Origin of the sequence: Massilia cellulosiltytica, from assembly GCF_047325105.1 — a bacterium.
GTDB lineage: Bacteria > Pseudomonadota > Gammaproteobacteria > Burkholderiales > Burkholderiaceae_D > Telluria > Telluria orientalis.
The window spans coordinates 415,882-428,804 of record NZ_CP168562.1 but is presented as its reverse complement, the minus strand read 5'-3'; the positions used below and the strand labels follow the sequence as shown (position 1 = coordinate 428,804).

Below are 12,923 nucleotides of genomic sequence, written 5' to 3'. Positions count from 1 at the left end.
GAGAAAAATCAGCGGCTGGACACCATCACGTCCTGCTTGAACTCCCAATTCTTCCACGCCGCCAGCACCGCATTCGGATACTCGGGCTTGCCGCGGCTGCCGTTGTAGCGGCCGAGGGCGAGATACAGGTTGCCCCCTTCCATGTCGATGTACATGCGCAGGATCGAGCAGCCGTAGCGCAAATTCGTCTGCATGTCGAACAGCGCGCGGCGGTTCGAGTCGCCGATCACCTTCGTCCAGAACGGCATCACCTGCATGTAGCCGCGCGCGCCGACCATCGACACGGCGTACTTGCGGTACGCCGACTCGACCTGGATCAGGCCCAGCACGAGCCCCGGATCGAGGCCCGCGCGCGTCGCTTCGTACCACGCGATTTCGAGGAATTCCGTGCGCGTCTGATCGTCCGGCAGGCGGCGCTTGAGGCGCGCCGACATCGCGTCGAACCACTGCTGGTAACGGACGCGCGCGACCTCGTCACGGAAGACCGGCTTGGGCGGCCGGCCGTCGCGAATGGCGTTTTCCAGTGCAAGACGGACCGCGTCTCCCAACGCTTCCTCTTTCTGGTTGCCGGCCTGCGCCGCGCCGCTGCTCATCAGTGCAGCGGCGAGCAAGACCGGGCCGAGCCGGGCTGCTGCCCGGCTGATCAACCGTCGCGCCATCACTTGCCCAGCTTGCCCTTGATGAAGCCGACCATGTCCGCGGCGGGAACGGCGGTCGCCTCGGCATCGCGGCGGCCCTGGTATTCCAGGTTGCCTTCCTTGAGGCCACGCTCGCCGATCACGACACGGTGCGGCACGCCGACCAGTTCCCAGTCGGCGAACATGGCGCCCGGACGCAGGCCGCGGTCGTCGACGATGACGTCCACGCCGGCCGCCTGCAGCTCGGCATACAGGCGATCGGTCTCAAGCTTCACCAGATCGCTGCGGTCATAGCCCATCGGGCACAGCACCAGCTCGAACGGCGCGATGGCGTCCGGCCAGACGATGCCCTTGTCGTCGAAGTTCTGCTCGATGGCGGCGCCCAGGATGCGGGTCACGCCGATGCCGTAGCAACCCATCTGCATCGGGGCCGGCTGGCCCTTCTCGTCCAGGTAGACGCAGTTCATCGCGGCGGAGTACGCGGTGCCCAGCTGGAACACGTGGCCCACTTCGATGCCGCGCTCGATCGCGAGGGTGCCCTTGCCGTCCGGCGACGCATCGCCTTCGACGACGTTGCGCAGGTCGGCCACGAGCGGTTCGGCCACGTCGCGGCCCCAGTTGGCGCCGGTCAGGTGGTAGTCGGCTTCGTTCGCGCCGCACACGAAATCGGCCATGTTGGCGACGGTGCGGTCGGCCACGATGTTGACCGGCTGCTTCGTACCGATGGGGCCGAGGTAGCCCGGCACGGTGCCGTAGGCTTCCTGGATCTCGGCTTCGCTGGCGAAGCGGAAGTCCTTCAGGCCCGGCACTTTCGTGACCTTGACTTCATTCAGTTCATGGTCGCCGCGCAGCAGCAGCAGCCAGTTTTCCCTGACCTGCCTGCCGTCGACGTCCTTCTCGACCGTCAGCGCGATCGACTTGACGGTCTGGTCCAGGCCGATGCCGAGCAGCTTGGCCACGTCTTCGCACTTGGTGGTCTTCGGCGTGGCGACCTTCGTCAGCGGCTGCGTCGCGGCGCCGCGCTGGGCGATCAGCGGCAGCGCCTCGGCCGCTTCCATGTTGGCCGCGAAGTCCGAGTTCGGGCAGTAGACCAGCGCGTCCTCGCCGGTGCTGGCGATAACGTGGAATTCGTGCGAGCCCGTGCCGCCGATGGCGCCGTTGTCGGCCGCCACCGCGCGGAACTTCAGGCCGAAGCGGTTGAAGATGCTGACGTAGGCGTTGAACATCGTCTCGTAGGACTTCTGCATGCCTTCGACGTCACGGTCGAAGGAATAGGCGTCCTTCATCGTGAACTCGCGGCCGCGCATCAGGCCGAAGCGGGGACGGCGCTCGTCGCGGAACTTGGTCTGGATGTGATAAAAATTCAACGGCAGCTGGCGGTACGACTTGACTTCGGTACGCACGACGTCGGTCACGACTTCTTCCGAGGTCGGCTGCAGCGCGAAGTCGCGGCCGTGGCGATCCTTGAGGCGCAGCAGTTCCGGCCCCATCTTGTCCCAGCGGCCCGTCTCCTGCCACAGCTCGGCCGGCTGCACCAGCGGCATCAGGAGTTCGATCGCGCCCGCCTTGTTCATCTCTTCGCGGATGATGCCCTCGACCTTGCGAATGACGCGCAGGCCCAGCGGCATGTACGTGTAGATGCCGGAGCCGAGTCGCTTGATCATCCCGGCGCGCATCATCAGTTTATGACTGACGATCTCGGCGTCGGAGGGCGCTTCTTTGAGCGTTGAAATAAAAAATCGTGAGGCGCGCATATCGGTGAATTCTTTTTAAAAAGAGAGGGTTATAATCGACCTAATTTTAAAGGATTAGCTGGCTGATGCATCCAATCTTTATTCAAATGGATCCGAAACACGTGGTGCATGCTGTTGTTCCTGTGCAGGTTGCGCGACAGACGTATCTGGATTGCTAGGTAAAAATGTAAGAGGGATCAGCCGGCAGAAAGTTTCGAGGTGAATTATGCTCGATCGTGAAGGGTTTCGCCCCAACGTCGGCATCATCCTGCTGAACGCCAACAACGAAGTGTGGTGGGGCAAGCGGGTGCGTGAGCATTCTTGGCAATTTCCGCAAGGGGGTATCAAATACGGCGAGACGCCGGAACAGGCGATGTACCGCGAGCTCGAGGAAGAAATCGGCCTGCGCCAGGAGCACGTCAAGATCGTGGGCCGGACCCGCGACTGGCTGCGCTATGAAGTGCCCGATCACTTCATCAAGCGCGAAGTGCGCGGTCACTACCGCGGCCAGAAGCAGATCTGGTTCCTGCTGCGCATGGTGGCACGCGACAACGACGTCAACCTGCGCCTGACCGATCATCCCGAGTTCGACGCCTGGCGCTGGCACGATTACTGGGTCCCGCTGGACGTGGTCATCGAATTCAAGCGCGACGTGTACCAGCGCGCTCTGCAGGAACTGTCGCGTTTCATCACGTGGCCCGCGAACGGCGAACGCCGCCACAGCTCGCGCTACCTGCGCCAGCCGCACGAGCGGCGCGCCCAGGGCGGCAATGGCAACGGCAATGGCGGTAACAAGGCCGTGGCGAATGGCGGCAACGCCAGCAAGGCGGTGGCGGCAGCCAGCAAGGCCATCGCCGACGCGGCCGGCAGCTCCAAGATGGTGTTGGCGCAGCAAGGGGTGACGCGCAAGGAGTGATGTCCGCGTAGCGTGAACGCAACAAGCATGGGCAGGCCTACCGCCTCGGCGGCAGGCCTGCCTATTTGTTTTCGGAGTTAACATTTATTCAACCGTCGACCTAGAATGGCCGGCATGACACCGCTTGCACGCTACGGCGCACTGGTCTGCTGCGCCCTCTTCCCCGCCCTCCAGGCACTCGCCGCGGACGCCTGCCAGTACGTGCAGGTCGCAAAGGTGCCGGTGCACTATCTCGGCCCCAATCTTGAAATCACAGTCGACGGCCGCATCAACGGCAAGCCGGCCAAAATGCTCGTCGATACGGGGGCGTACAGCATCATGCTGACGCGAACGGGCGCCGAAGCGTTGCGCCTCGATTTGGAGAAAACGTCCGAGTACGCGATCGGCGTGGGCGGCAAGTCGCAGATCTATCAAGCCTATCTCGACGATTTCGCGATCGGCCCGGCCAGGCCGACGAAAGGCCGGGTACGGGTACTGGATGAGATGGGCGACCGTCCTCCGTACCACGCGATCGCAGGCGTGCCCTACCTGATGCAGATGGATCTCGAAGTGGCGCTGGCCGACAAGGAGATCAAGTTTTTCCACGCCAAGGGCTGCGACGATGCATTTCTTGCCTATTGGGACCGACATGCCGTCGTGATCCCGTACCTCCGCTACGGCGCGCCGTATCCGGTGTTCAGTATCGAAGTCAACGGCAACCTGATGGGCGCCATCATCGATACCGGTGCCACAAGGAGCGCCATCACCGCATCCGCCGTGCGCAAGTTCGGTCTCGGCAAGGGCAAGCCGGAACCCGGGCAGCTGCGCTACACCACGGGCGTCGGCACGCGGCAGGTTCCCACCTGGGTCGTGCACACGCAATCCATCAAGATCGGCGGCGAAACCATTCTCGACGCGGACATCCAGGTCATCGACGACCGCAAGGAATCCGGCGTCGAGGTCGTCCTGGGCGCCGATTTCCTGCGCGCCCACCGCGTGCTCTTCGCGATCAGCCAGCAGAACATCTACCTGAGCTACCTGGGCGGCGACGTGTTCGCGCCCCACCTCGCGGTGGAACCCTGGATGCGCAAGGAAGCGGAAGACGGCAATCCCGACGCCCAGATGCGGCTGGCGCTGTCCTACCTGACCGGCACAGGCGCGGCGCGCGACGAGGCCCAGGCCCAGGCCTGGATCGACAAGGCGGCCGCGCTCGGCCACGTCGACGCCAACCTGTTCGACGGTTACCGCAAACTCGCCGCCGGACGCTTCGCCGACGCCGCACCGCGCCTGCAGGCCGCACTCGCCAGGCTCGACGACGGCAGGTATGAGGCGCTCGCACTGTACCAGGCGCGGGTCGCTGTCGGGCAGCAGGCGTCCGGCGCGGAAGAGTTGACGGCGCGCTTCGCCCGTTTCGACAGGCAGGCGTGGCCCGGTCCGGTCGCCGAGTTCTATCTCGGGCGGATGGACCGGGCCCGGCTGGAGACGCTGGCGTCCGAAGACGCAAAGTTCGCGCACGCACGGCGCTGCGAAGCCTGGAACCTGATGGCCGGCTTGCATCGCGCGCAAGGCAATGCCTCGGCGGCCGATGCGCTGAAAGCAGCCTGGAACGACAGCTGCGCAACGCCGCCGTGACACCGTCTGGACGACGGCACCAGCGCGCTTCGCCTGCCCATCAAAATTTACATTTCTGTAATGTATTTTTTGCAAAGCTGCACAGTAGAATCGTCATCATGACGAAACCGCTCCTGTCCCTGTTCCTCGTACTGGCCATGCTGACCGGCCCCGTCCAGGCCGAAGACACGCCGCCCAAATGCACCTATGTCGAAGTGGCCAGCCTGCCCATCCGCTACGTCGGCCAGGGCCTGGAGCCGGCGGTCGACGGCACGATCAACGGCACGCCGGCCACGATGCTGATCGACACCGGATCCGACCAGACCCACATGACGATGAACGCCGCGACCCGGCGCGACCTGAGCTTGTTCATGACGGGGCGGTACGTCGAAGGCCTCGGGGGCCTGTCGCGCCTGTACGGGGTACGGCTGAAGGATTTCGCCATCGGTCCGGCGCACGCGGGCCGCCGTCCGGAACTGACCGTGATCGGCAGCACCACGTTTACGCCGAGCTTCGACGCCATCGTCGGCGCCCCGTTCCTGCTGCAGGCGGACCTCGAGCTCGACCTGCAAGCCAAGCGGATGAAGTTCTACCGCCCGCTCGAATGCAGCAAGGCGGAGCTGCTCCTGTGGAAGGAAAACACGGTCGTGCTGCCGTTCGGGCGCAACTACGGCAAAAGTCCGAACCCGCATTTCACGGTCATCGTGAACGGCAAGGAGATGGACGCGCTGATCGACTCCGGCGCGCACCGCAGTTTCATGATGCTGGACGCTGCGAAGAAAGCCGGCATCGACGTCAACGGCCCGGGCGCCGTGCGCATGGGCGACAGCGGCGGGATCGGGTCCGACCGCGCGCCGTACTGGATCGCGCCGGTCAAGCGCATGCAGATCGGCCAGGAGACCATCAGCAACGTCGAGCTGGGCATCATCGATTCGCAGGGCTCGCGCACCGCCGACCTGTACCTCGGCCAGGACTTCCTGCGCACGCACCGCGTGCTGTTCGCGATGAGCCAGGAAAAACTGTACATCGCCTACCTGGGCGGCGACGTGTTCACGCGCGGCACAGGACTGGAGCCCTGGATGCGCGCCGAGGCCGACGCCGGCAATGCGGACGCCCAGTACGCGCTGGCCCAGGTCTACAACACCGGCCGCGGCGTGCCGCGCGATCCGCTCCAGGCCGGCGTCTGGCTGGACATGGCGGCGCAAGGCGGCCAACCGAACGCCAGCCTGATGCGCGGCCGCCGGCAGATGCTGGCCGGGCAGCTGGACACGGCGATCCCGCAACTGCGCCACGCGCTCGACCTGCTGCCGGCCGACCGTGTCGGCCCGCTGTGGCTGTACATCGCGCGCGTGCGCCACGGCGAGGCGGCGCTGGCGCAGACCGAGCTGGAAGCGGCGCTGAAACAGCAGAAGGAAGACGACTGGCCAGCGCCGATCGCCGACTTCTACCTCGGCAAGACCAACGCGGCGCGCCTGCTGGAAGAAGCCGGGAAGGACGCGAAGCTCGCGCATGCGCGCACGTGCATGGCCCAGACGTACATGGCGGAGTGGCACGACGCGCGCGGCGATGCGGCCGAAGCGAGCGCGCTCAAGGCCGCGCTGCGTGCGAACTGCGCGCCCGCGGCCGCACGCAAGCCGGCCCCGTGACCGCGCCGGCAGGGTGTGCGCCATCGCGCTACAATGACGCCCTTCCTCCTGCTTTTCCGACGGTTCTCCCATGTTCACCCCCTCCTCCAACGACGTCCGCCGTTTCTTCTGCGAGGCCTTGCGCAAGCGCCGCGCCGGCGAGATCCTGACCCCGATGGACGCCATCGCCGCCGACTGGATCGAGCAGCATCCCGAATACCACGACGAGCTGGCGGATGCCGATGCGGCGGTGGCACGCGACTATGCCGTCGAAGGCGGCAAGCCGAATCCGTTCCTGCACCTGTCGATGCACCTGTCGATCACGGAACAGGTGTCGATCGACCAGCCGCGCGGCATCCGCACCGCCTACGAGGCGCTGGCCGCGCGCGTAGGCGAGCACGAGGCCCACCACGGCATCATGGAATGCCTGGGCGAGATGATCTGGTCGGCGCAGCGTCACGGCACACAGCCGGACACCGACGCGTACGTGGAGTGCGTGCGCAAGCGCGTGCGCTGAAAAACCTCTCACGAGCATCGCAGGCCGGCAGCGCAACGCGCAGCGGCTCGGGAGACGTTTTTAATCGAGTTTGTCGTCGGCGACCCGATAGCGCGGGTCTTCCGGCAGGTTCACCTCGATCATGTCCTTCGCGCGCTCGAGCAGCGCGCGGCAGTCCGGGCTCAGGTGGCGCAGATGCAGCCGTTTGCCGAGGGCGCGGTAGCGTTCCGCCAGGCCGTCGATGGCCTGGATCGCCGAGTGGTCCGCCACGCGCGCGCGGCGGAATTCGACGACGACGTCCTGCGGGTCGTCCTTCGGCGTGAACAGCGCCTGGAAGCCGGCCACCGACGCGAAGAACAGCGTCCCCTCCAGTTCGTAGACTTTCCAGCCATTGTCGTCCTGCGCCGTCGCCACGCGGATCTGCTTCGCATGCTGCCACGCGAACACCAGCGCGGAGACGACCACGCCCACCAGCACGGCGGTCGCGAGGTTGAATACGAGCGTCACGCCGGCCACCAGCACGATCACGAGCGCATCGGCGCGCGGCACCTTGCCGAACAGGCGGAACGTGCCCCATTCGAACGTCTTTTCGCACACGACGAACATCACGCCGATCAGTGCGGCCAGCGGAATCTGCTCGATCACGCTCGCGCCGAACAGGATGAATGACAGCAGGAACAGCGACGCGCAGATGCCCGAGAGGCGGCCGCGCGCGCCATTGCCCACGTTGATCATGCTCTGGCCGATCATCGCGCAGCCGCCCATGCCACCGAAGAACCCGGTGACGACGTTCGCGACACCCTGGGCCAGGCTTTCGCGGTTCGGCTGGCCGCGGGTGTCCGTGATCTCATCGATCAGCGTGAGCGTCAACAGCGTCTCGATCAGGCCCACGCCCGCCAGCACGAGCGAGTACGGGAACACGATCTTCAGGGTCTGCAGGTCGAACGGCACGTCCGGCACGCGGAACGCCGGCAGGCCGCCGGCGATGGAGCCGAGGTCGCCCACGGTCTTCGTCTCGATGCCCGTGAAGTGCGCGAGCAGCGCGACGGCGAGGATGCCGACCAGCGTGGCCGGCACGGCCTTCGTGATGCGCGGCGTGAGGTACACGATCGCCATCGTCAGTGCGACGAGGCCCAGCATCGTCCACAGCTGCGGGCCCGCCATCCAGCCGCCGCCCGCCTTGAAATGCTCGAACTGCGCGACGAAGATCACGATGGCCAGGCCGTTGACGAAGCCCAGCATCACGGGATGCGGCACCATGCGGATGAATTTACCGAGCCGCGCGGCCGCGAACAGCATTTGCAGCACGCCCATCAGCACGATAGCCACGAACAGGTATTGCGCGCCGTGCTGGACGACCAGCGCGACCATGACGACGGCCAGCGCGCCGGCCGCACCGGAAATCATGCCGGGCCGGCCACCGAACGCGGAGGTGATGAACGAGACCAGCACGGCGGCATACAGGCCGGTCAGCGGCGACACGTGGGCCACGAGGGCGAAGGCGATGGCCTCGGGGACCAGCGCCAGCGCGACCGTCAGGCCGCTCAATACATTGGTCTTGATGTGGGAAGGGGATACGTCGGACACGGCGGGGCTCCAAAAAACAAAATCCCCCCGGCCGCCAGGCGGCAGGAGGGATTCGGACAAACCGAAGAAGCCGTTATTGTAACGGCCCGCGTAGATCAGCGTTTCGTGACGAGCGCCGCAGGCAGGCCTTGCAGGTAGGCGGCGATGTCGGCCATGTCGCGATCCGACAACGGCTGGGCCATGCCGGCCATGATCGGGTTGTTGCGACCGTTGGCGGCTTTGGTGCCGCGCTTGTACGCGGTCAGTGCATGCACGAGGTAGTCGGCATGCTGGCCGGCCAGCTTCGGATAGCTGGGATCGATCGGGGTCTTGTAGTCGGCGCCGTGGCAGGACGCACAGTTGTATTTCTTCGCCAGTTCGGCGCCGTTGGCGGCATTGCCGGAAGCCAGCGCCTGGCCGGACAGGACCAGCGAGGCGGCGCCCAGGGTCAGCGCGACGATCAGTTTATTCATGGCGCGCTCCTTACTTGGACGGGGATTGTTGCGAATAATACGCGGCGATATCGGCGATGTCCTGGTCGGACAGGCTGGCCGCGATACCCCGCATGGACGGGTGGTTGCGGTCGCCTTTCTTGTACGCATGCAGCGCAGCTTCGATGTACTTCGCCGACTGGCCGCCGATCTTCGGTACGCGATAGACTTCAGGGAACGTGCCCTTGTACTCGGGGATGCCGTGGCAGCCGATACACTGCTCGATCTTGTTGGGTGCTGCCTTCGGATTGCCGACGATGTCGGCTGCGCCGGCCGTGCCGGCCATCGAGGCGCCGGCTGCTAGCACGAGTAATGCTGTTGAAATTTTCATGGATGACCTATCGTTGGGTTGAATCGATAGGGCGCCTTGCGACCCGTGCGGCGGCAGCAGGTTTTCTAGACCCCCGGTACTGCAACTGCAATGGCATTTTTGCCACGATCCAATCGATTCTATCCGAAGAATATAGTCGAGTCCATTGGGCAGCGCAGCATGGACGCCCTGCCCGCGCCGCGGTTCTGGCATATACTCGATAGCATTTCCATATGATCTGCCCTGGCCCATGCACGCACCCCGACGCTTCGAAGGCAGCGATAACTATGTCGCCACCGCCGACCTGAAACTGGCGGTCAACGCCGCCCTCACCCTCGCCCGGCCCCTGCTGATCAAGGGCGAACCCGGCACCGGCAAGACGATGCTGGCCGAAGAGGTCGCGGCCGCGCTGGACATGCCCCTGCTGCAGTGGCACATCAAGTCCACGACCAAGGCCCAGCAGGGCCTGTACGAATACGACGCCGTCTCGCGCCTGCGCGATTCGCAGCTGGGCGACGAGCGCGTGCGCGACATCCACAACTACATCGTCAAGGGCGTGCTGTGGCAGGCGTTCACGGCGCCGGAGCCGGTCGTGCTGCTGATCGACGAGATCGACAAGGCCGACATCGAATTCCCGAACGACCTGCTGCGCGAACTGGACCGCATGGAGTTCTACGTGTACGAGACGCGCGAGATGGTCGTGGCGAAGCACCGCCCCCTCGTCATCATCACGTCGAACAACGAGAAGGATTTGCCGGACGCCTTCCTGCGCCGCTGCTTCTTCCACTACATCAAATTCCCGGACCGCGACACGATGGCGGAGATCGTCAAGGTCCACTACCCCACGCTGAAGGCCGACCTGCTGTCCGCCGCGCTGCAGAGTTTTTATGAACTGCGCGACGTGCCGGGCCTGAAGAAAAAGCCGTCGACGTCGGAATTCCTCGACTGGCTGAAGCTCCTGCTGGCCGAGGACATCCCGGCCGAGATCCTGCGCAGCCAGGACGGCAAGACGATCGTGCCGCCGCTCGCGGGCGCCCTGCTCAAGAACGAGCAGGACGTGAGCCTGTTCGAGCGCCTCGTGACGATGGCGAGGCACAACCGATGATCCAGGTCGCTCCCGTCACCCTCGAATTCAACGGCGTGCGCCTGGAGCCGCTCGGGCTGCACCACCTGGACGGCCTGCGCGCCGCAGCCGCCGACGGCGAACTGTGGAACCTGCGCATCACCTCCGTGCCGGAACCGCAGGACACGGAAGCCTATATCCGCACGGCGCTGGAGACACCGAACCGGGTCGCCTTCGCCGTGGTCGACGCGTCCAGCGACACCGTGATGGGCACGACCAGCTACCACGACATCATGCCCGCGATCGACCGCGTGGAAATCGGCTACACGTGGTATGCGAAGAGCCGCCAGCGCAGCCACGTCAACACGAGCTGCAAGCTCTCGCTGCTGTCGCACGCGTTCGACACCCTGGGCTGCGCCGTCGTCGGCCTGCGCACCGATAATTTTAATTACGCGTCGCAGGCCGCCATCGAGCGGCTCGGCGCAAAGAAGGACGGCGTGCTGCGCCACCATGCGCCGCGCCGCGATGGGACCGTGCGCGACACGGTCATGTACAGCATCGTGCGCGGCGAGTGGCACGAAGTGAAGTCGCACCTGCACTACCGCCTCGCGCGCCACGCAGAGTAACAGGGCGCACGATGCTGATCGACTTCTTCTTCACCCTGCGCGACGCCAAGGTCCCCGTCACGATCAAGGAATTCCTCACGCTGCTGGAAGCGCTGCAGAAGCAGGTGATCGCGCCGTCGCTCGACGAGTTTTATTATCTCGCGCGCCTGACGCTGGTGAAGGACGAAGCCCATTTCGACAAGTTCGACCGGGCGTTCGGCGCCTTCTTCAAGGGCATCGAGACGGTGTTCGATGCGAAGGCCGACATTCCCCTCGATTGGCTGATCAAGCGGCTGGAGCGCGAGCTGACGCCCGAGCAGAAGGCCGAGTTGCAGAAGCTCGGCTACGACAAGCTGATGGACCGTTTGCAGGAACTGCTGAAGGAACAGAAGGAGCGGCACGAAGGCGGCAACAAGTGGATCGGCACCGGCGGCACGTCCCCGTTCGGCAATGGCGGCACGAACCCCGAGGGTATCCGGATCGGCGGCAAAGGGGGCAACCGCAGCGCCGTCAAAGTGTGGGACCAGCGCACCTACCGCGACTACGACGGCGAGCGCGAACTGGGCATCCGCAACATCAAGGTCGCGCTGCGTCGCCTGCGCCGCTTCGCGCGCCAGGGTGCGCCGGACGAACTGGCGCTGGACGAAACGATCCGCTCGACCGCCAACAACGCCGGCTGGCTCGACATCAGGATGCAGCCGGAGCGGCGCAACCGCATCAAGGTGCTGATGCTGCTGGACGTGGGCGGCACGATGGACGACCACATCGAGCGCACCGAAGAACTGTTCTCGGCGGCGAAGGCCGAGTTCAAGCACATGGAGTTCTACTATTTCCACAACTGCGTCTACGACCACCTGTGGAAGAACAACCGCCGCCGCCACGCCGAGCGCTTCCCGACGTGGGACGTGCTGCGCACCTACCCGCCCGACACGCGCCTGATCTTCGTCGGCGACGCGACGATGAGTCCCTACGAGATCCTCGCGCCGGGCGGCTCCGTCGAATACGCCAACGAGGAAGCGGGCGCGGAATGGCTCGCGCGGTTCTGCCACGCCTTTCCCAAATTCGCATGGCTGAATCCGGAGCCGGAACACCTGTGGCAGTACCGGCAATCGATCGCCGTCATCCGGCAGATCATGGGCAACCGCATGTTCCCCGTGACGATCGACGGCCTCGAACGGGCGATGCGCCTGCTCAGCAAGTAGTCACCGGGCGCGTGCCGCCGCGCGCACGACCAGCAGGCCGATGATGTCGATCCACAGGTGCACGAGCACCGCCGCGATCCAGCCGACGTACTGGTAGATCAGGCCCAGCGCGACGCTGCCGCCGAACACGCCGGCCGCCTGCGCCAGCGTGGCGAAGTCGAGCCGGCGGAAGCGGTATGCAGGCGTGTGCGTGACGACGAAGATCAGCGACGTGATCCAGATACCCAGCAGCGGCTGCAGCGCCGCGCGGAACAGCGTCTCTTCGCCGATGGCGGCGGCCAGCGCGATCCACAGCGGATTCAGGCCGCGCAGGTCGAGCCGTGCATAGCTCGCGATCGTGTCCGTGGTCGACTTTGCCCGCGCCGTCAGGCGGAACATGACGTACGAGCCGGCGGCGGCCAGCAGCGCGAGGCCCTGCCCGATCAGCAGCTGCCGCATGGGCGCCATCGGGCCGCCGAACGCCGCGAGCGGATCGCGCTGGCCGAACCAGATGATGGGTGCGGCCAGCAGGCAGAACATCAGGCACGTGAGCACCTGGGCCGTGAGGCGGATCGGGGGGCGCGAGGCCGGGGCGGAGATCGATTGGGTCATCCGGCATTCTACCTTCCGCAATTCCTACATGTAATCGTGCGCACATATCCCTCTTGTAGAATCGGTCGCAGGTCGTAACATTTTGACAAAGGAGCAG

The 12,923-nt window shown here is 65.3% G+C and carries 13 protein-coding genes; 7 read left to right on the top strand and 6 right to left on the bottom strand.

Features of this window, described 5'->3' with window-relative positions:
- Positions 1 to 8: 8 nt before the first annotated feature.
- Together ACEN9H_RS01965 and ACEN9H_RS01960 are read right to left on the bottom strand one after the other, a co-directional pair.
- Complete coding sequence (locus tag ACEN9H_RS01965; protein ID WP_056124260.1) at positions 9 to 659, bottom strand: lytic transglycosylase domain-containing protein; 651 nt, start codon at positions 657 to 659, stop codon at positions 9 to 11.
- Positions 659 to 2,392, bottom strand: coding sequence for a proline--tRNA ligase (locus tag ACEN9H_RS01960; protein ID WP_413673594.1), 1,734 nt, complete (start codon positions 2,390 to 2,392; stop codon positions 659 to 661). The genes ACEN9H_RS01965 and ACEN9H_RS01960 overlap by 1 nt, the downstream gene beginning before the upstream one ends.
- Positions 2,393 to 2,597: 205 nt before the next feature.
- On the opposite strand from ACEN9H_RS01960, the gene ACEN9H_RS01955 reads away from it, so the two are divergent.
- The 4 genes from ACEN9H_RS01955 (at position 2,598) to ACEN9H_RS01940 (ending at position 7,019) form a co-directional block, all read left to right on the top strand.
- Positions 2,598 to 3,287, top strand: coding sequence for an RNA pyrophosphohydrolase (locus tag ACEN9H_RS01955; protein ID WP_413673593.1), 690 nt, complete (start codon positions 2,598 to 2,600; stop codon positions 3,285 to 3,287).
- A gap of 114 nt (positions 3,288 to 3,401) precedes the next feature.
- Positions 3,402 to 4,898, top strand: a complete 1,497-nt coding sequence (locus ACEN9H_RS01950; RefSeq protein WP_413673592.1) for a retroviral-like aspartic protease family protein — start codon at positions 3,402 to 3,404, stop codon at positions 4,896 to 4,898.
- Between the two features lie 98 nt (positions 4,899 to 4,996).
- Positions 4,997 to 6,523 carry an aspartyl protease family protein gene (locus ACEN9H_RS01945; RefSeq protein ID WP_413673591.1) on the top strand — a complete coding sequence of 509 codons (1,527 nt, stop codon included), beginning with the start codon at positions 4,997 to 4,999 and terminating at the stop codon, positions 6,521 to 6,523.
- Between the two features lie 70 nt (positions 6,524 to 6,593).
- Positions 6,594 to 7,019 (top strand): DUF1841 family protein, encoded by a 426-nt coding sequence (locus tag ACEN9H_RS01940; protein WP_413673590.1) that lies wholly within the window; start codon positions 6,594 to 6,596, stop codon positions 7,017 to 7,019.
- A 60-nt stretch (positions 7,020 to 7,079) separates the two neighbouring features.
- Here ACEN9H_RS01940 and ACEN9H_RS01935 read toward each other — a convergent pair whose 3' ends face one another.
- The 3 genes from ACEN9H_RS01935 to ACEN9H_RS01925 form a co-directional block, all read right to left on the bottom strand.
- The gene (locus tag ACEN9H_RS01935; RefSeq protein ID WP_413673589.1) at positions 7,080 to 8,585 is read right to left on the bottom strand and encodes a SulP family inorganic anion transporter; all 1,506 of its coding nucleotides are present in this window, start codon (positions 8,583 to 8,585) and stop codon (positions 7,080 to 7,082) included.
- A gap of 95 nt (positions 8,586 to 8,680) precedes the next feature.
- Positions 8,681 to 9,037 carry a c-type cytochrome gene (locus ACEN9H_RS01930; protein ID WP_371767113.1) on the bottom strand — a complete coding sequence of 119 codons (357 nt, stop codon included), beginning with the start codon at positions 9,035 to 9,037 and terminating at the stop codon, positions 8,681 to 8,683.
- 10 nt (positions 9,038 to 9,047) lie between these two features.
- Positions 9,048 to 9,386 carry a c-type cytochrome gene (locus ACEN9H_RS01925; protein ID WP_413673588.1) on the bottom strand — a complete coding sequence of 113 codons (339 nt, stop codon included), beginning with the start codon at positions 9,384 to 9,386 and terminating at the stop codon, positions 9,048 to 9,050.
- Positions 9,387 to 9,615: 229 nt separating this feature from the next.
- Here ACEN9H_RS01925 and ACEN9H_RS01920 point away from each other — a divergent pair, with 229 nt between their 5' ends.
- The 3 genes from ACEN9H_RS01920 to ACEN9H_RS01910 are packed head-to-tail and all read left to right on the top strand — an operon-like array spanning position 9,616 to position 12,235.
- Entirely contained in the window at positions 9,616 to 10,470 is an 855-nt protein-coding gene (locus tag ACEN9H_RS01920) for an AAA family ATPase (protein ID WP_413673587.1), read from the top strand.
- Positions 10,467 to 11,054 carry a GNAT family N-acetyltransferase gene (locus tag ACEN9H_RS01915; protein ID WP_413673586.1) on the top strand — a complete coding sequence of 196 codons (588 nt, stop codon included), beginning with the start codon at positions 10,467 to 10,469 and terminating at the stop codon, positions 11,052 to 11,054. The genes ACEN9H_RS01920 and ACEN9H_RS01915 overlap by 4 nt, the downstream gene beginning before the upstream one ends.
- A gap of 11 nt (positions 11,055 to 11,065) precedes the next feature.
- The gene (locus ACEN9H_RS01910) at positions 11,066 to 12,235 is read left to right on the top strand and encodes a vWA domain-containing protein (protein WP_413673585.1); all 1,170 of its coding nucleotides are present in this window, start codon (positions 11,066 to 11,068) and stop codon (positions 12,233 to 12,235) included.
- Here ACEN9H_RS01910 and ACEN9H_RS01905 read toward each other — a convergent pair whose 3' ends face one another.
- Positions 12,236 to 12,826: a type II CAAX prenyl endopeptidase Rce1 family protein gene (locus tag ACEN9H_RS01905; protein ID WP_413673584.1), complete on the bottom strand. Its 591-nt coding sequence runs from the start codon at positions 12,824 to 12,826 to the stop codon at positions 12,236 to 12,238.
- Between the last annotated feature and the right edge of the window lie 97 nt (positions 12,827 to 12,923).

Bases quoted from the DNA above. Each gene is read 5' to 3' on its own strand.
- ACEN9H_RS01945 (WP_413673591.1), top strand. From the start codon at position 4,997: ATGACGAAACCGCTCCTGTCCCTGTTCCTCGTACTGGCCATGCTGACC.
- ACEN9H_RS01960 (WP_413673594.1), bottom strand. From the start codon at position 2,392: ATGCGCGCCTCACGATTTTTTATTTCAACGCTCAAAGAAGCGCCCTCC.
- ACEN9H_RS01910 (WP_413673585.1), top strand. From the start codon at position 11,066: ATGCTGATCGACTTCTTCTTCACCCTGCGCGACGCCAAGGTCCCCGTC.
- ACEN9H_RS01905 (WP_413673584.1), bottom strand. From the start codon at position 12,826: ATGACCCAATCGATCTCCGCCCCGGCCTCGCGCCCCCCGATCCGCCTC.
- ACEN9H_RS01965 (WP_056124260.1), bottom strand. From the start codon at position 659: ATGGCGCGACGGTTGATCAGCCGGGCAGCAGCCCGGCTCGGCCCGGTC.
- ACEN9H_RS01940 (WP_413673590.1), top strand. From the start codon at position 6,594: ATGTTCACCCCCTCCTCCAACGACGTCCGCCGTTTCTTCTGCGAGGCC.
- ACEN9H_RS01930 (WP_371767113.1), bottom strand. From the start codon at position 9,037: ATGAATAAACTGATCGTCGCGCTGACCCTGGGCGCCGCCTCGCTGGTC.
- ACEN9H_RS01925 (WP_413673588.1), bottom strand. From the start codon at position 9,386: ATGAAAATTTCAACAGCATTACTCGTGCTAGCAGCCGGCGCCTCGATG.
- ACEN9H_RS01920 (WP_413673587.1), top strand. From the start codon at position 9,616: ATGCACGCACCCCGACGCTTCGAAGGCAGCGATAACTATGTCGCCACC.
- ACEN9H_RS01950 (WP_413673592.1), top strand. From the start codon at position 3,402: ATGACACCGCTTGCACGCTACGGCGCACTGGTCTGCTGCGCCCTCTTC.
- ACEN9H_RS01955 (WP_413673593.1), top strand. From the start codon at position 2,598: ATGCTCGATCGTGAAGGGTTTCGCCCCAACGTCGGCATCATCCTGCTG.
- ACEN9H_RS01915 (WP_413673586.1), top strand. From the start codon at position 10,467: ATGATCCAGGTCGCTCCCGTCACCCTCGAATTCAACGGCGTGCGCCTG.